The sequence below is a fragment of the Halochromatium sp. NSM3 genome (assembly GCF_059621085.1).
In genome coordinates this window covers 1-15,842 of record NZ_JCAQIA010000042.1, presented here as the reverse complement: position 1 = coordinate 15,842, position 15,842 = coordinate 1, and the positions used below count along the sequence as shown (strand labels likewise).

The following is a 15,842-nucleotide window of genomic DNA, read 5'->3' as shown; positions in this document are numbered from 1 at the left end:
GCTTTCCTCAAGTGATCGCACCGCGTACCGGAGCCCAATCCGATGCCCCTCATCGACACCTTGGCAGCCCCCGGGGTCTGCATCAACGACACCACCCTGCGCGATGGCGAGCAGTCGGCCGGGGTCGCCTTCTCGCTCGAGGAGAAGCTGGCGATCGCGCGCGGCCTCGATGCCCTCGGCGTGCCCGAACTCGAGGTCGGCATCCCGGCCATGGGCGAGGACGAGCGCGACTCGATCCGCGCTGTCGCCGCGCTCGGACTCAACGCGCGGCTGATGGTCTGGGCGCGCATGTGCAGCGCCGATATCGATGCCTGCGTCGGCCTCGGCGTGGACCTGGTCGACCTCTCGATCCCGGTCTCGGATCAGCAGATCGCGCGCAAGCTCGGTCGCGACCGCGCCTGGGTGCTCGACTGCATCGCTCAGGAGGTGCGCATCGCGCGCGAGCAGGGCCTCGAGGTCGGCGTCGGCTGCGAGGACGCCTCGCGCGCCGATCCCGACTGGCTGAAGCAGGTCGCCGAGGCGGCGCAACAGGCCGGCGCCCGTCGCCTGCGCTTCGCCGATACCGTCGGCCTACTTGACCCCTTTGGTACCTTCGAGCGCATCCACGACCTGGCCAGCGTCTGCGATTGCGAGATCGAGATGCACGCCCATGACGATCTCGGCCTGGCCACCGCCAATACCCTGGCTGCGGTGCGCGCCGGCGCCACCCACGTCAACACCACCGTGCACGGCCTCGGCGAGCGTGCCGGCAATGCCGCGCTGGAAGAGGTGGTGATGGGGCTCAAGCATGTGCATGGAGTGCACACTGGCGTCGATCTGACCCGTTTCGAGACGCTGTCCAAGCTCGTCGCCCAGGCCTCCGGCCATGCGGTCGGCTGGCACAAGAGTCTGGTCGGTGATGGCGCCTTTACCCACGAGGCCGGCATCCATGTCGACGGTCTGCTCAAGGATCTGAACAACTATCAGGGCATCGATCCGGCCGAGGTCGGGCGCCAGCATCGCCTAGTGCTCGGCAAGCACTCCGGCCGGCAGGCGATCCGCCTCGCCTACGAGCAGTTGTTGCATCTCGACATCGATGCCGCCCAGGCCGAGCGGGTGCTGCCGCAGCTGCGCCGCTTCGTCACCGAGACCAAACGCTCGCCGGCGAGCGCCGACCTGCGGCGGTTCCTGGAGCTGACAGCGATCGACCCGGCCACCCAGCCAGAAGACCGCTTGCCTCTGCGTGTCTGCCCGCCCTGCTCAGGTTTGGGCCGCAACCCGGCGGCCCCGGCTCCAGCTAATGCCTCAGCCAAGGCCCCTCCCCCGACTGGCGCAACGGCTTGCCCGGTCGCCGTTTCAACGCTGTCCGACCAGACGTGGCTGGCCTGAGCCAACGACGAGACCCAAGCATCATCCCAGGTATCATTATGGACCTGCTCGATCTCGACAACGAGGCGATGTACTTCGAGACGCCGCTGCCGGCCGAGGTACAGCAACTGCTCGACGAGAGCGGCCAGCAGTACCGCTCACAGGCGCTCGATGGGTCATCGGAGGATGATCTGGAGCTGACCTCGGTTGACAGCGCCGAATGGGCCCTGCTGCGGGCTCATCTCAAGGCCCCGGAGCATCTCTCGGTGATCGTCGCGCTCTATCGCTTCTTCTACTACCGCCATCGCTATGCCGAGGCGGTGATGATGGCCGATCGCGCCATCCTGCTCAGCAGCCGTCAGCTCGGCCTGAGCGAGGATTGGCGCCAGCTTACACAGACCGATCTCGAGCAGGCGGCGGAGCGCTCGATGACTAGCACCCGCTTCCTGCTCCTGGCGCTCAAGGGCGCGGCTTGGCTGCTGCTGCGCCAAGATGAGCCACAAGCCGCCATCGAACGCCTCGCGCCGGTGCGAGCCTTCGACCAAAAAGACCAGCTCGGCACTCGCGACCTATTGAACTGGGCCGAGAAGGCCGCGCGGCGCGAGGAGATCGCCAGCGCCGGCGACAATGTCCATCTGCTCGGCGGTTGATATCTTCCCTGAACCACCTTTAACGGAGACTGCCATGACCACCCTCAACATGCCGACGCCGCTTGATGCGAGTTCCGATGCGCTCCCTCATCCGATTCCGGACTCGCTCGAGACCTTCGAGTGCGATCTCGACGAACTCGAGACCGCCGAAGACTTCCTCGAGTACTTCGGCGTCGCCTTCGCGCCGGCCATCGTGCACGTCAATCGACTGCATATCCTGCAACGCTTCCACGATTATCTCGGCGAGATCGACGAGCCGCCAGACAGCGCGGCCGCCCGCTACCGTCTCTATGCCGACTTGCTGCGCGGCGCCTACCAGGATTTCGTCGGCTCCGATGCGCGCACCGAAAAGGTCTTCCGCGTCTTCAAGATGCGCGAGCCGCGCCAGGTCAATGTTGGTTTGGATCAGCTTCTCGCCAGCCGCAACGCGCCCGCGTCGCTGACGGAGCAGCCCCTCTGATGCAACCGCTTTACGACTACGGCGACGAGGTCCGGGTGCTGCGCAATGTGCGCAACGACGGCACCTTCCCAGGCCAGCCGACCGGTGCGCTGTTGGTGCGGCGCGGCAGTACCGGCTATGTGCGCGATGTCGGCAGCTTCCTGCAGGACCAGATCATCTACAGCGTGCATTTCCTCGACGGCGACCGCATCGTCGGCTGCCGCGAGGAAGAACTGCAGCCGGCCAGCGACCCCTGGACCCCGAGCCGGTTTGAATCGCGCGAAAAGGTCAGCGCCCGCATCGCGCTTGGCCGCGGTGGGCGCGTGCTGGTCGAGCAAGGGGGGGTTGGCGAGGTCATGAAGGTGCTGCGCGGGCCAGCCACCGCCGAGCAGAGCGGCGAGGTCGCCTACCATGTGCTGTTCCCCGGTTGCAGCCTGCTGCAGGTGCCGGAGTCCGCGCTGGAGCCGGCGTCCTCTCCGTCGGCCTCTGAAGCCGCCCTCACCGAGGGAGTCAACAGCCCCAACCAGTCAGCCATCGCGGAGCAGAGCCCATGAGCGCATCGCAGGCCATCGCTCCCCATTCAACAGCCTCTGATCAACCGGCAAGCGAGCCCGAGGGTTACCGCTACCATCTCCTGCGCACCGCGACCGCCCGGTTCCAGCGCAATATCCCGGCCCTGTCTCGCGACGAGTTGGCCGAAGCCGAGCGCCAGGCCCAGCGCAGCTTCGCGCTCGAAGAGCAGGTGCTAAACAGTGCCGAGGCACGCGATGTGCTGATCCCGGACACCCAGCTCCAGCGTTCCTATCAAGCAGTGAAGCAACGCTACGACAGCCAGAACGAGCTGGAGGCCGATCTCGAGCGTAACGGCCTGAACAGCCGCCAGCTACGCCAAGCCCTGCGTCGCGAGCTGATCTTCGATGCCGTGATGCAGCGCGTCGGCGCCCGTCATGCGCCGATCACCGACGCCGATGAGCGGCTCTTCTACGAGCTGCATCATGAGCGCTTCGACACGCCTGAGACCCGCGCCGCGCGCCACATCCTGATCACCATCAACGACGACTATCCCGAGAACCGCCGCGCTGTCGCGCGCGCGCGCATTGAAGCCATCGGCGAGCGCCTGCGCGCGCAGGCCAATGACCCAGCGGCCTTGCTCAACGCCTTTATCGATGAAGCGCGCAAAGGCTCCGAATGCCCCACGGCCATGGAAGGCGGCCAGCTTGGGACGCTTAGCGCCGGCCAGCTCTATCCAGCGTTGGACGCCGCCCTGTTTGAGCTAGAGGTCGGCCAGCTCAGTGGTGTGCTCGAGTCCGAACTCGGCTTTCACCTGCTGCTCTGCGAGGCCATTCATCCCGCCAAGACGCTGCCGTTCGAGCAGGTCCGCGCGCGCATCCATCAGGCCCTCGAACAGCGTCGTCGCAAAGAGCAGCAGCGCCAGTGGCTCGCGAACCTCACGGCCTAGACGCTTCCTTCATGCCAACGGCGGCCTGTTCGCCACCCCAGCGCCCTGCCCCTGACCCGCGCACAGATCGACCTCCTCATTGACTCCGCCAGCGCCGACTGGCGCGAGGTCGAGCCAGCCAGCTTCCACGGTCTTCAGCCAAACCAAGGTCGCTCGGTCAGCTCCATGGCGACCTCAGCCGCATTGCTGCGGCACACACCGGTAACTTGACAATTACTAAGGTTTACTATCCGGCACCATGCTACTTTCTACGAGAGTGCATATGGCGGAAGGGTGAATGATGGGAAAGCTGGCTGTGATCATGATGCTGGCGGTCACGGTCTTGGTGCATCCGACCGCCGCGAAGACAGACGAACGGGGCTCGTCATCTGACAGCGTCCTCACTGATCACGCCGCTCGACGGTCTCGGGATCGACGGTGATCGGGCGATAGATCTCGACGCGATCACCATCGTTGATCTGCGCATCAAGCTTGCTGAGTTTGCCGAAGATGCCGACGCGCTGGGTCGCAAGGTCGATATCCGGATATTGGCGCAGCAAGCCGGAGTGCTCGATCGCCTCGCGCACCGTGCTGCCGTCTGGGACGTCGAGCGTCAGCCAGGTGCGTTTGAACTTGTCTGCGTAAGCGACACCAATATGCATGGGTACAGTCTCCTGATTGAGTGCAAGCCGTTAGGCGTTAGCGTTGCTGCGTCAGGGCGCCGCAACAGACCCGGAGTCGATAGTCGCTCGCCTCTTCGGCAGCGGCAGACGCTTCAGCAAACGCTGACCCGCGAGCAGGAAGCCGAGCGCGAGGAAGCCGCCCGGCGGCAAGATCATCAGCAGGAAGCCGCGATAGTCAGAGATCACCGTTGTCTCCAGAAATCCCATCGCCTCACCGAGCAGCAAGGAGGCGTTCGCGAACAGGGTGCCGGAGCCGATGATCTCGCGCACCGCGCCCAGCGTCATCAACACCAGCGTGAAGCCGATGCCCATCATCAGTCCGTCGAACACCGCTGGCGCCACCCGGTTGCGCGAGGCAAACGACTCGGCGCGACCGAGGATGGCGCAGTTGGTCACGATCAGCGGGATGAACAGCCCGAGCACCTTGTGTAGATCGTGCAGCCAGGCGTTCATCGCGAGATCGACCAGGGTGACCAGGGTCGCGATGATCAGTACGAACACCGGGATGCGCACCTGCGGCGTGATCAGTCCGCGCAGACTCGAGACCAGAAGGCCCGAGGCGACCATGACCAACAGCGACGCGAGCCCAAGCCCGAGGCCATTAGTCGCGGTGCCGGTGACCGCAAGCAGTGGGCAGAGCGCGAGCATCTGCGCCAGCACCACATTGTTGTCCCAAAGCCCATCGCGGGCGATCCGGCCCCAGGGGGTGCGTTCGCGTGCGGTTTCGTCAAGGTCTGCGGTCATCGCGGAAGCTTCCAGTTAACCAATCAGAAAGGTGACGCCAGACAGGTATCGAGCGCGCCTGTGGTCGCAGTGCTTGGGCACAACAGCCATCATTCGCTGGTCTCGACCGTGATCACGGCAGAAGCCGTCAGCGCATCGCGCTGCGCGGCGAAGGTCTCGAGCCCGCTCTTGACCGCAGCGACCACCGCGCGCGGGGTGATGGTCGCGCCGCTGAATTGATCGAAGACGCCACCGTCTTTCTTTACCGCCCAGCGTTCGGGTGGCGGGTCGGTTAGATCGAGGCCATTGAACGCGGTGATCCAATCGTCGCGACTGATCTCGATCTTGTCGCCGAGGCCGGGTGTCTCAGTGTGCGCCAGCACCCGCGCGCCGAGGATGCGCCCATCGGCGCCGATGCCGAGTAGCACGCGGATCGGGCCGGCATAACCCTGACCGACCGTCTCGAAGGCGACTGCGGTCACGTCCAACCCCTCCAGCGCGCGGTAGACGGTGATCTTGTCGTCGCCATTGCGGCTGCGGCTTGGGCCCTGGCTCTGGCTCTGGCTCTGGCTCTGGCTCGAACTCTGGCGCGGAATCATCAGGGGATTCGCGAGCAGGTCGTTATCGTGCCGCTCGGGCGGGATCACCTGCTCGAGCGAGGCCCGCAAGTCCTCGGCCTCACGCTGGGCGATCGGCCCCTTGGTCAGCAGATTGCCAACCACCAGCAGTGCCGAAGCCGCCAGCGCGAAGCCGCCGAGCAGCAGCGTCTGATAACCGACGCCATCGCGATCGAGTTTAGGTAAGGTTCGGCTGATGTTCATCGCTTGCGCTCCGCAGCGGCATCCCCGGCCACCGGCAGCGGTTGCCCGCGCCGATCGCGACCGAAGATGCGTGGCTTCAGATAATGATCGATCATCGGCGTCGCCGCGTTCATCAGCAGGATGGCAAAGGCCGCGCCCTCAGGATAGGCGCCGAAGGTGCGGATCAGATAGATCAGCAGTCCAATGCCCGCGCCAAAAACCGCCTGCCCCAGCCGCGAGACCGGCGAGGTAACCGGATCGGTGGCGATGAAGAACGCGGTCAACAGGGTCGCGCCGGCGAGCAGATGCAGCAGCGGGCCGGCAAAGCGGGTCGGGTCGATCAGGTGCAGTAGGCTCGCCGGCAGTGCGACGCCGAGCAGCACCGCGACCGGGATCACCCAGTCGATCACGCCCTTGCGCAGCAGGAACAGACCGCCGAGCAGCAGCAACAACGCCGAGGTCTCGCCGAGGCTGCCAGGGATGCCGCCGAGCAGCGCGCCGAGCGGCGGGAACAGTGCCGGCATCGCCGTACTCAGATCGCCGCCCTGCTGCAGCGTCAGATCGACCTGGCCGAGGATCGAGGCGCCACTCATCGCATCCCAGGGCGCAGCCAGCCCGTCCAGGCTGATGGTTAGTGCATCGCCGATGCCCGGCGTCTGCGCGAAGAACAACGGTTGTGGGCCGACCCACTGCGTCATCTCCAGCGGAAACGAGACCAGCAGCACCACCCGCGCCACCATCGCCGGGTTGAACAGATTCTGCCCGAGCCCACCGAACACCTGCTTGCCGACGATGATGGCAACGAAGGCGCCCACCACGCCGATCCACCAGGGCGCCCAGGGCGGCAGGGTCAGCGCCAGCAGCCAGCCGGTGAGTAGCGCCGAGCCATCCAGCAGGCTCGGCTTGAGCGGCTTACCCGCCAGGATCAGCGCCAGCGCCTCGAACAGCAGCGCGGCGCCCAGCGTCACCGCGAACAGGAAGATCGACGGCCAGCCGAACTGCCAGAGGCCAAGCAATGTGGCTGGCAGCAATGCCAGCATGACCAGTCGCATGGTGCGCTCGATGCTGACCGGCGCATGCGCATGCGGGCTGGCGACCAGTGCTGAGGCTAGCATGCGTCCACCTCCTCGACTGCCTTGGCCAGAGTCGATGCTACCGCTCGCTCTCGCTGACTCTCGCCTTGCTTGTCGGCTTGCCTGTCGGGTCGCTTTTCGTGCTGGTGCTCAGCCTGAATTGCCGCCTCATTTGCCGCCTCATCAGCCCGCTTCTTCGCATCCGCCTCACGCTTGCGCTTCGCCATCGCCTCACGCTTGGCGCGCTTCTGCGCCTCTAGCCGCTGCGCGCGATGCTCGGCCAGACGCTTGGTTTCGGTCTGCTTCTGCTTGGCCCGACCGCGCGCGGCCAACTCGCCCTTGGCATGATTGAAAAACTGCACCAGCGGCAGATGCGCCGGGCAGACATAGGCGCAGGAGCCGCAGCCGATGCAATCCATCAGTCCGTTCGAGACTGCAGCATCGAGATCACCGCTGCGCACCTGGGCGGCCATACCCAGCGGCAATAGCCCGCACGGGCAGGCCTGCACACAGCTGCCGCAGCGGATGCACGGCCCTGGCTCGCGCAGGCCGGTCTCGGCGGCGGTCAGCGCCAGGATGCCATTGGTGCCCTTCATCACCGGCACCCGCAGCTCCGGGATTGGCTGGCCCATCATCGGCCCGCCGGCGATCAGCCGCGCCGGCTCTTCGCGGAAGCGGCCGCAGTGCTCGACCAAATCCTCGATCTTGGTGCCGATCAGCACCCGTAGATTCTTCGGCGCGCTGATCGCCCCACCGGTGACGCTGATCACCCGCGAGACCAGCGGCTGACCGAACCGCAGCGCCTCATGCACGGCAAAGGCGGTCGCTGGATTGTGTACCACCACGCCGATATCGGCGGTCAAGCCACGGGCTGGCGTCTCCTTGCCGGTCAGGGTCTGCACCAGATGCTTCTCCGAGCCCATCGGATAGCGCATCGGCAACCGAACCACTTCAACCCCATCGAACTCGGCTGTGGCTTGCTGCATCGCCGCCAGCGCCTCGGGCTTGTTGCCCTCGATGCCGAACAGGATGCGCTCGACGCCAAGCGCGCGCGCCATGAGGCGTGCGCCATCGACGATGGCCTCGGCCTGCTCGCGCATCAATTGATCGTCGCAAGTCAGATAGGGCTCGCACTCGGAGCCGTTGATGACCAGTGTCGAGAGCGAGTAGCGCTTGCCGAGACCGAGCTTGACCGCTGACGGGAAGGTGGCCCCGCCCATCCCAACCACGCCGGCATCGGCGACCCGCTGCGCGATCTCGGAAGGCTCCAGCGCGAATGGATCAGCGACACCTGCGATACGTTTGTGCCAACGATCCTTGCCATCCGGCTGCAGGGTGATGGTCCGCACCGAGAGGCCGGACGGATGATTCGCCGGATAGAGTCCAAGCCCGACGATGCGGCCCGAGGTCGGCGCATGGATCGGCGCCGAGACCGCGCCCTGCGCTTGGGCGATGCGCTCACCCTTGGCGACATATTGGCGCCGCTGCACCAGAGGATTGGCGATCGCGCCGATATGCTGCTGCAGCGGGATGTGAAGCAGCTTTGGCATCGGCAGCGCCTCGATGGGTCGGCCGGCCGAGAGATCTTTGCGATCCTCGGGATGGACACCGCCGCGGATGGTGAATAGACGCATGGGGACTCTCTCGTCAGGAGCGGACGGATCGTGATGGATGCGCTGTCAGCAGCAGGCCAACGGATTCGGCCACACCCAATTGCTCGGCGTGATCGTGGCGGGACGCATCTCGATGCACTCGGTCGGACAGACCTCGGCGCAGTCCCTGCAGCCGACGCAGGCATCTTCAAAAACCGCGTGAATCTGATCCTTGGCGCCGACGATGGCATCGGTCGGGCAGCGCTTGAAGCACTTGGTGCAGCCGACACAGAGCCGTTCATGCACATAGGCCACCTGCGGCGCCTGCTCGGCAACGGCGCTCAGGTCCACCGACACGCCGAGCCGTTGCGCCAAGGCCTGTGCCAATGCCCGACCACCAGGCGGACAGAGGGTCACCGGCGCCTTGCCTTCGGCAATCGCCACCGCCGCCGGCGCACAGCCTGGAAAGCCACACTGACCGCACTGCGAACCCGGCAGTAGCTCCTCGATCTCGGCCACGAGCGGGCTCTCCTCGACCTTCAAAAACCGCGCGGCGACACCGAGCAGTGCGCCGAGCCCCAGGCCAAGGGTGGTCAAGCTCAGGATTGCAGAAACCATGATGTCGACATGCTCCAGGATAAAAGTCAGTGATCAATGCGTACCTCAGGCCAGCCCCGCAAAGCCCATGAAGGCCAGCGACAGCAGGCCAGCGACGATGAAGGCGATCGGCGCCCCGGCAAAGGTCGCTGGCACCTGCGCCAGTGCCAGCCGCTCGCGCAGCCCGGCGAACAACACCATCACCAGCGTGAAGCCGAGCGCCGAGCCGAAGCCGTAAAGCAGGCTCTCGACAAAGCTGTGTTGCTCCTGCACATTGAGCAGCGCGACGCCCAACACCGCGCAGTTGGTCGTAATCAATGGCAGAAAGATGCCGAGCACCTGATAGAGCATCGGCGAGAGTTTGCGCACCATCATCTCGGTGAACTGCACCACCGCCGCGATGACCAAAATGAAGGTCAGGATGCGCAAAAAGCCGATCTCCAGCGGCTCGAGCACCCAATGCTCCAACAGCCAACTGGCCGCAGCCGCCAGGGTCAGCACGAAGGTGGTTGCCAACCCCATGCCAAGCGCGGTATCAAGCTTCCCGGAAACGCCCATGAACGGGCAGAGGCCGAGGAACTTGACCAACACCACGTTGTTCACCAGCGCGGTCGCGAGGATCAGCATCAGAGACTCGGTCATGGGGCTTCGGCAAGGCTCTCCGGCAAGGGCGGTACGCACGCGGCCAAGACCGCTCGCACTCAGGACTGAACAGGCATAAAGCAAATCCGATGCCAGCGCTGAGCCTGCAACGCCATCAGCGAGACAGGGAATCCGCAAACAGAACCAAACCGGGCCGGAAAACCGTGCTAAAACGGGGCCGTTGGCAACACGGCCCCGGCCCTCGCCGGGCCTGCGCGTGCCATCGAGACAAGGGGGGACTGTCGCGGACGACACAGCCCGCATGCTGCAGCGCAGCACATTGTCGCAAACCCGACAAGGCTTGCGGTTTCTCGCGTTGATGAATGGGCCTGTCGCCGAGCAAGCGGCGGGATGGACGCGCCGATGTATAACGGCACGAATCCTGCTTAAATTACGATGCCAACCTAAGGCGATTGAACGGGCGGCACCACAACGACAGGTCACGAGAGAGGAGAACCCCCATGGCTCAATCATCCTCGGAGAGCAGCGCATCGCGCTCGCTGAGTCCGCCGGGCACGTCCACGTCGAGCCCCCGGTCAGATCCTGCATCGGAGAACGCACAGCCGCTAGTGCGCAATGCGATTGCGGCCTTCTTGCGCCAGCCACCCGAGGGCACGCCGCCCGAGGTGCTCACGGCCCTGTGCCTGATGGCCGGCGATGCCTCAGATCCACTGCCGCCACGCCTCTACTTCGAGACCGTCGAACAATCACCGGTCGCGATCTCGATCACCGATCCAAACGCCAACATCCTCTACACGAACGCCGCCTTCGAGCATCTCAGCGGCTATCTTCGCGACGAATTGCTCGGCAAGAACCAGTCGATCCTCTCCAGCAACGCCACCCCGGACAGTATCTATCGCCAACTCTGGCGCACCATCCAGCGCAAGAAGACCTGGACCGGCACCCTGGTCAACCAGCGCAAGAGGGGTCATGAATATCTCGCCGAACTGGTCATCTCGCCGGTGCTCGATAGCAGCGGCGAGATTGCCTATTTCCTCGGCATGCATCGGGATGTGACGCGCGAGCATGAACTGGCGAGCGCGCTCAGGCAGCAGAAGACACGCATCGAGAACGTGCTCGATGCCGCACCGACGGTGATGGTGCTGCTCGACGCCGAGGGCGAGATCATCCTCGACAACATGGAGTACAAGAAGCTGTTCGGCGACCTACGCGGGCGCGAACCCTTACCGCTGATCCGCGCCGCGCTGCGCCAACAGGCCGGCTTCGACCCCATCGAGCGCACCGTCCCCGCCAGCGGCGACGGCGAAGACTTCAAGAACATCGAGGTCAGCCTAGAGGTCCCCGGCAGCCTTGGACCACGCTGGTTTTCGTGCTCCGGCACCTGCATCAGCGAGCAGGACGGCAGCGCCCGCAGCTATTTTGGTCGCGGCAATCGTGGCGATGCGCGTCTGTTGCTACTCGCGACCGATGTCACCGCCCGCCATCGCGAGATCGAGCGCGCGCATCTCGAGCATCTGCGCGCACGCATCGCCGAGCAGCGCCTCGCCCAAGGCATGCGTGAAGCACTCGCCGCCGCGAGCTACCAGATCCAAACCCCACTCAACCTGTTGCGCGCGGCGAGTGCCATGTTCGCCAGCGGTGCAGGTACCCTTGAAGGCTTCGCGCCGACCCTGGCACAGATCACCGAGGCGAGCGAGCAAGCGCTCAAGACCCTGCAAGCGGCACTCCCGGATGAGATCATCGAGGCCGGCGTCAGCGTCAATGTCAACGAACTGGTGCGCCATGTGCTGGCACTCGAGACCGATGCTCTGCTGTCCTCGGGTGTCACCGTCGACTGGCGTCCCTCGCATGTCCTGCCCGAGATCACTGCGCGCCAGACCGAGCTGCGCTCGCTGTTCAAGAACCTCATCGACAATGCGCTGCAAGCCACGCGCGAGGGCGGACGCAGCCAGCGCGAGCTGCACATCAGCACCCGCGCGCTCGAGGACGCGGTCGAGGTCTGCATCCAGGATAGCGGCCCCGGCTTCCCGAGCGGCGATCGCTACAAGGCCTTCGAGCCCTTCTATATTGGCTGGCGCCAGCGCCGCGGCCGCGCCGGCATGGGACTGCCACTGGCGCAGGAGATCGCCAATCAACACGGTGGTAGTATCGAGATTGACCCTGACTATAGCGATGGCTGCCGCCTCCTTGTGACCTTGACCAACGCCTTGCCCCGTGACTAACTCAGCCCCCGCGCCGATAGACGACAAGGATCGACCAGACGCGCCACGCCCGGAGATGCGCCCAGATGCCCTCTCGGACACGCACCAGGATTCGCAACGCGCCGACCTGCTCGAGGCGCAGCTCGCCGCACTCTTCGATGTCAGCCGCATCCTGAGCCGTTCACTACAGTTGCGCGAGACCCTGCGCACGGTGCTCCAGACCTTGCACGAGCGTGGCAGCCTCTACCTGGGCATGGTCAGCCTGCTCGACGAAGAGTCCGGCGATCTGCTGATCAGCGCCCTGCACGATGACGACGCCGCCCCGTTCGAGAAGGTGCGTTATCGTCGTGGTGAAGGCGTCATCGGGCACATCCTCGAAACCAACCGCGAGTGGCTGCTGGAACGGGTCAGCGACGAGCCGCGCTTCCTCGACAAGCTCGGCATGTTCGAACGCAATCTCCCCTTCATCGGCGTGCCGATTCGCATCGGCGATGGCCCCGCCGCCGGCGTGCTCGCCATCCAACCGCCGGTGGGCGATGAGCGCCTGCAGCAGCGGGCGCGGTTTGCCGAGATGGTCGCCAATCTCATCGGCCAAGCGGTGCTGCTGGCGCGTTCGGTCGAGGCCGAGCGCCGCGCCCTGCGCGAGGAGCGCGATGCGCTGCGCCGACACGTCAAGGGCACACACGGCTTCGACAGCATCATCGGTCACACCCAGCGCATGCGCGTCGTCTTCGAGCAGGTGCGCCAGGTCGCGAAGTGGAACACCACGGTCTTGGTGCGTGGTGAATCCGGCACCGGTAAGGAGCTGATCGCTAACGCCATCCATTACAACTCGCCGCGCGCGCAGAGCACCTTCATCAAACTCAACTGCGCCGCGCTGCCGGACAACCTGCTCGAATCCGAACTCTTTGGCCACGAGAAAGGCGCCTTCACCGGCGCGGTCAACCAGCGCAAAGGCCGCTTCGAGCAGGCCGACGGCGGCACCCTGTTTCTGGATGAGATCGGCGAGATCAGCCCGGCGTTCCAAGCCAAGCTGCTGCGCGTGCTCCAAGAGGGCGAGTTCGAGCGCGTCGGCGGCAGCCGCACCATGAAGGTGGATGTGCGAGTGATCGCAGCCACCAATCGCAACCTAGAGCAGGAGGTCAAGGTGGGTGAGTTCCGCGAGGATCTCTACTATCGGCTCAACGTGATGCCGATCGTCATGCCAGCGTTGCGCGAGCGCATCGAGGACGTGCCCGAGCTGGCCCAATTCCTGGTCGCCAAGATTGCCAAGCAGCAAGGCCGCGAACTGACCATCACCGACAGCGCGTTGCGCGTGCTGATGCGCTACGACTGGCCCGGCAACGTGCGCGAACTCGAGAACTGCATGGAACGCGCGGCGGTGATGAGCGAGTGCGGCATCATCGACCGTGACGTGATCGACCTGACCGGGCTCGATGTCGGCAACCTCCCGGAACCGCGCGCGGGGTTTTCCTCGGCGGCCGGTTCAGGCGCCGCTGCCGCCGACAACGCGATCGACTTCGACGACCCGGACATCGACGAGCGCGAGCGCGTGATCGCCGCCCTCGAGCAAGCCGGCTGGGTCCAGGCCAAGGCCGCACGCCTGCTGAACATGACCCCACGCCAGATCGCCTATCGCATCCAGACCATGAACATCAAGGTCAAGCAGTTCTGAATCAGCCTGGTTGAACGATCCGGGCACCCCTGTCCCAGGCTCAAGGCCGCTTAGGCGATCTGACACTTCGTTGCACGCTTGCGAGTACATGCATTCTCGGCTTGCTCTTATCAGCGACGGTCAGCAACTTCGACTACGGCGGCGATCGAGCCGAGCGACGAACTCACCGATCAGCCGCGCGTACAGCTGCTCGCCCAAAACCAGATCCTCAACGTCCGAATCCAGACTGGGATTGTCGTTGACCTCGATCACCACCGGACCGCCTGGCGTCTCCTTGAGATCGACCCCATAGAGGCCATCGCCGATGAGGTTGGCGGCCTTGAGCGCAGTCCTCATCACCGGCTTGGGGACCGCCTCGATCGGCAAGGTCTCGAAGCCGCCCTGCTCGTGACGGCCATCGCTTTCGTGCTTGACGATCTGCCAGTGGTCGCGGCTCATCAGGTATTTGCAGACGTAGAGCGGCTGACGCCCGAGCACGCCGACGCGCCAATCGAACGGCGTGTACAGGTATTCCTGCGCCAGGATCAGATCCGACTGCTTGAAAAGCCGGGTCGCGATCCGGGTCAGTCCGGCGCGATCCTCGGCCCGGAATACCCCGCGCGAGAAGGAGCCTTCCGGGATCTTGAGTACCACCGGATAACCGATCTGCTCTTCGGCCTCGAGCAGGGTCTCCTTGCGCAGCACCAGGGTCTTCGGTCGTGGGATGCGGTGGGCGGCGAGCAGCTCGGCAAGATAGACCTTGTTGGTGCAGCGCAGGATCGAGTCCGGGTCGTCGATCACCACCATCCCTTCACTATCGGCCTTCTTGGCGAAGTGGAAGGTGTGGTGGCCAATACGGGTCGTCTCGCGGATGAACAGCGCGTCGTATTCAGCCAGCCGACTGTAGTCCTTGCGCTGGATCAGCTCGACATTGACGCCGAGCGCCTTACCCGCCTTGACCAGACGCTGCAGGGCCTTGCCATCAGACGGCGGCAGCTCCTCGTTGGGATCGTGCAGCACGGCGAGATCATAACGATAGGAGAGTCGCGCCCGGGGCTGACGCCAGCGTCGTGACAGGTAGCCCTCAAGCGCCGTGAACAGCGCTGGCTCGCCCTCGGTTGTCACCGACGCCAAGGGCAGCGCCTTGACCGCACCGATGCGCCAGGTGCCCTGATGGCGGAATTCGACCTTCAGGATCGGGCAGCGGAAGGTCTCGAAGATCTCGCGCGCCAGCGGCTGCAGCTCCTTGACGTCGCATTGACCGAAACAGATCGTCAGCTCATAGGCGGTTGGCGCCAAGGCCGAAGCCTTGCGCCGACCGAGCAGCCGCTGTACCAGCGCATCCAGCTCTTCGGTAGCGAGGCTATAGAGCGCGCGGCTGGAGAGTTCCTGGATGGTGCGCACGGTCGGAATCACCTTATGCCCGCGCGCTTCGGCCAAGAGTGAGCAATAGTAGCCAATCGACAGATAACGGTAGCTACGGCAGAGGTTGATGACGCGCAGATCGCGCTTCGAGGCCAGCTCGGCGCCCGCCAGATAGTCACGCGCGGTGACCACTGGCAAGCGCGGGAAACCCGGCTTCCAGTCCGCCGGATGCTCGACCAGCAGCAGGTGCTCAGCCATGTTCAGTCATTCCCGGCATCAGCGAGACCAGCACCACCGCCTGCAGGCCCGCGCGGCCATAGCGGGCCATCTGACTAAAGTCATCACGACGGATCGGCATATCGATCGAATCCAGAGTCGTCTCTTCGTTCTCGTAGTCGACATAGGGATCGTGGCAGTAGACGAAATGCTCGTCGAAGCCGGTCACCACGACCCAATGCGGAAAGCGCTCCCGGTAGATCCGGTAAGAGCTGATCAGTACCAGCGGCACCGCGCCGGCGTCACAGCGCTCCTGCAGCGCATTGATGCCGAGCGTGCCTTGATGCACCGGGATGCCGCGGCGATCAGCGTCCGCGCGCATATCCTCGTGCACCAAGCGCATCACCTGCTCCGAATTTCATACGCAAAGGTGTTCATTCGGTCATTCGCTCTCCGTTGAT

Annotated in this window: 15 protein-coding genes and 1 pseudogene; 7 read left to right on the top strand and 9 right to left on the bottom strand. The window is 64.9% G+C overall.

Features of this window, described 5'->3' with window-relative positions; all coding sequences use genetic code 11:
* Positions 1-42 precede the first annotated feature (42 nt).
* The 5 genes from nifV to nifM are packed head-to-tail and all read left to right on the top strand — an operon-like array spanning position 43 to position 3,895.
* Complete coding sequence (gene nifV / locus AC54T3_RS14915; protein ID WP_496625982.1) at positions 43-1,368, top strand: homocitrate synthase; 1,326 nt, start codon at positions 43-45, stop codon at positions 1,366-1,368.
* Between the two features lie 38 nt (positions 1,369-1,406).
* Entirely contained in the window at positions 1,407-1,997 is a 591-nt protein-coding gene (locus tag AC54T3_RS14910) for a hypothetical protein (RefSeq protein WP_496625980.1), read from the top strand.
* A gap of 49 nt (positions 1,998-2,046) precedes the next feature.
* Positions 2,047-2,457, top strand: coding sequence for a nitrogenase-stabilizing/protective protein NifW (gene nifW / locus AC54T3_RS14905; protein ID WP_496625990.1), 411 nt, complete (start codon positions 2,047-2,049; stop codon positions 2,455-2,457).
* Positions 2,457-2,990: a nitrogen fixation protein NifZ gene (locus AC54T3_RS14900; protein ID WP_496625978.1), complete on the top strand. Its 534-nt coding sequence runs from the start codon at positions 2,457-2,459 to the stop codon at positions 2,988-2,990. The genes nifW and AC54T3_RS14900 overlap by 1 nt, the downstream gene beginning before the upstream one ends.
* The gene (gene nifM, locus AC54T3_RS14895; RefSeq protein ID WP_496625976.1) at positions 2,987-3,895 is read left to right on the top strand and encodes a nitrogen fixation protein NifM; all 909 of its coding nucleotides are present in this window, start codon (positions 2,987-2,989) and stop codon (positions 3,893-3,895) included. Before AC54T3_RS14900 ends, nifM begins: the two co-directional genes overlap by 4 nt.
* Positions 3,896-4,275: 380 nt before the next feature.
* Here nifM and AC54T3_RS14890 read toward each other — a convergent pair whose 3' ends face one another.
* The 7 genes from AC54T3_RS14890 to rsxA form a co-directional block, all read right to left on the bottom strand.
* Positions 4,276-4,536, bottom strand: coding sequence for an RnfH family protein (locus tag AC54T3_RS14890; protein ID WP_496625974.1), 261 nt, complete (start codon positions 4,534-4,536; stop codon positions 4,276-4,278).
* Between the two features lie 51 nt (positions 4,537-4,587).
* Positions 4,588-5,301, bottom strand: coding sequence for an electron transport complex subunit E (locus tag AC54T3_RS14885; protein ID WP_496625972.1), 714 nt, complete (start codon positions 5,299-5,301; stop codon positions 4,588-4,590).
* 89 nt (positions 5,302-5,390) lie between these two features.
* Positions 5,391-6,101 carry an electron transport complex subunit RsxG gene (gene rsxG, locus AC54T3_RS14880; protein ID WP_496625970.1) on the bottom strand — a complete coding sequence of 237 codons (711 nt, stop codon included), beginning with the start codon at positions 6,099-6,101 and terminating at the stop codon, positions 5,391-5,393.
* The gene (locus tag AC54T3_RS14875; RefSeq protein WP_496625969.1) at positions 6,098-7,195 is read right to left on the bottom strand and encodes an RnfABCDGE type electron transport complex subunit D; all 1,098 of its coding nucleotides are present in this window, start codon (positions 7,193-7,195) and stop codon (positions 6,098-6,100) included. The genes rsxG and AC54T3_RS14875 overlap by 4 nt, the downstream gene beginning before the upstream one ends.
* Entirely contained in the window at positions 7,189-8,787 is a 1,599-nt protein-coding gene (gene rsxC, locus AC54T3_RS14870; protein ID WP_496625967.1) for an electron transport complex subunit RsxC, read from the bottom strand. Before rsxC ends, AC54T3_RS14875 begins: the two co-directional genes overlap by 7 nt.
* Positions 8,788-8,832: 45 nt before the next feature.
* Positions 8,833-9,363, bottom strand: a complete 531-nt coding sequence (locus AC54T3_RS14865) for an RnfABCDGE type electron transport complex subunit B (RefSeq protein WP_496625965.1) — start codon at positions 9,361-9,363, stop codon at positions 8,833-8,835.
* 45 nt (positions 9,364-9,408) lie between these two features.
* Entirely contained in the window at positions 9,409-9,984 is a 576-nt protein-coding gene (rsxA, locus tag AC54T3_RS14860) for an electron transport complex subunit RsxA (protein WP_201246821.1), read from the bottom strand.
* 569 nt (positions 9,985-10,553) lie between these two features.
* Between rsxA and nifL the strand changes: the two genes are divergently transcribed.
* Both nifL and nifA read left to right on the top strand, forming a co-directional pair.
* Positions 10,554-12,167, top strand: coding sequence for a nitrogen fixation negative regulator NifL (gene nifL / locus AC54T3_RS14855; RefSeq protein ID WP_496625962.1), 1,614 nt, complete (start codon positions 10,554-10,556; stop codon positions 12,165-12,167).
* 55 nt (positions 12,168-12,222) lie between these two features.
* Positions 12,223-13,821, top strand: coding sequence for a nif-specific transcriptional activator NifA (gene nifA / locus AC54T3_RS14850; protein ID WP_496625960.1), 1,599 nt, complete (start codon positions 12,223-12,225; stop codon positions 13,819-13,821).
* Between the two features lie 120 nt (positions 13,822-13,941).
* Here nifA and AC54T3_RS14845 read toward each other — a convergent pair whose 3' ends face one another.
* Both AC54T3_RS14845 and AC54T3_RS14840 read right to left on the bottom strand, forming a co-directional pair.
* On the bottom strand, positions 13,942-15,423 hold the full coding sequence (locus AC54T3_RS14845) for a RimK family ATP-grasp domain-containing protein (RefSeq protein ID WP_496625958.1): 1,482 nt from the start codon (positions 15,421-15,423) through the stop codon (positions 13,942-13,944).
* Positions 15,416-15,793: pseudogene (locus AC54T3_RS14840) on the bottom strand (peptidase C39 family protein); the annotation flags it as partial. The pseudogene AC54T3_RS14840 and the gene AC54T3_RS14845, both read right to left, overlap by 8 nt.
* Between the last annotated feature and the right edge of the window lie 49 nt (positions 15,794-15,842).

Bases quoted from the DNA above. Each gene is read 5' to 3' on its own strand.
- nifV (WP_496625982.1), top strand. From the start codon at position 43: ATGCCCCTCATCGACACCTTGGCAGCCCCCGGGGTCTGCATCAACGAC.
- AC54T3_RS14910 (WP_496625980.1), top strand. From the start codon at position 1,407: ATGGACCTGCTCGATCTCGACAACGAGGCGATGTACTTCGAGACGCCG.
- nifW (WP_496625990.1), top strand. From the start codon at position 2,047: ATGCCGACGCCGCTTGATGCGAGTTCCGATGCGCTCCCTCATCCGATT.
- AC54T3_RS14900 (WP_496625978.1), top strand. From the start codon at position 2,457: ATGCAACCGCTTTACGACTACGGCGACGAGGTCCGGGTGCTGCGCAAT.
- nifM (WP_496625976.1), top strand. From the start codon at position 2,987: ATGAGCGCATCGCAGGCCATCGCTCCCCATTCAACAGCCTCTGATCAA.
- AC54T3_RS14890 (WP_496625974.1), bottom strand. From the start codon at position 4,536: ATGCATATTGGTGTCGCTTACGCAGACAAGTTCAAACGCACCTGGCTG.
- AC54T3_RS14885 (WP_496625972.1), bottom strand. From the start codon at position 5,301: ATGACCGCAGACCTTGACGAAACCGCACGCGAACGCACCCCCTGGGGC.
- rsxG (WP_496625970.1), bottom strand. From the start codon at position 6,101: ATGAACATCAGCCGAACCTTACCTAAACTCGATCGCGATGGCGTCGGT.
- AC54T3_RS14875 (WP_496625969.1), bottom strand. From the start codon at position 7,195: ATGCTAGCCTCAGCACTGGTCGCCAGCCCGCATGCGCATGCGCCGGTC.
- rsxC (WP_496625967.1), bottom strand. From the start codon at position 8,787: ATGCGTCTATTCACCATCCGCGGCGGTGTCCATCCCGAGGATCGCAAA.
- AC54T3_RS14865 (WP_496625965.1), bottom strand. From the start codon at position 9,363: ATGGTTTCTGCAATCCTGAGCTTGACCACCCTTGGCCTGGGGCTCGGC.
- rsxA (WP_201246821.1), bottom strand. From the start codon at position 9,984: ATGACCGAGTCTCTGATGCTGATCCTCGCGACCGCGCTGGTGAACAAC.
- nifA (WP_496625960.1), top strand. From the start codon at position 12,223: ATGCGCCCAGATGCCCTCTCGGACACGCACCAGGATTCGCAACGCGCC.
- AC54T3_RS14845 (WP_496625958.1), bottom strand. From the start codon at position 15,423: ATGGCTGAGCACCTGCTGCTGGTCGAGCATCCGGCGGACTGGAAGCCG.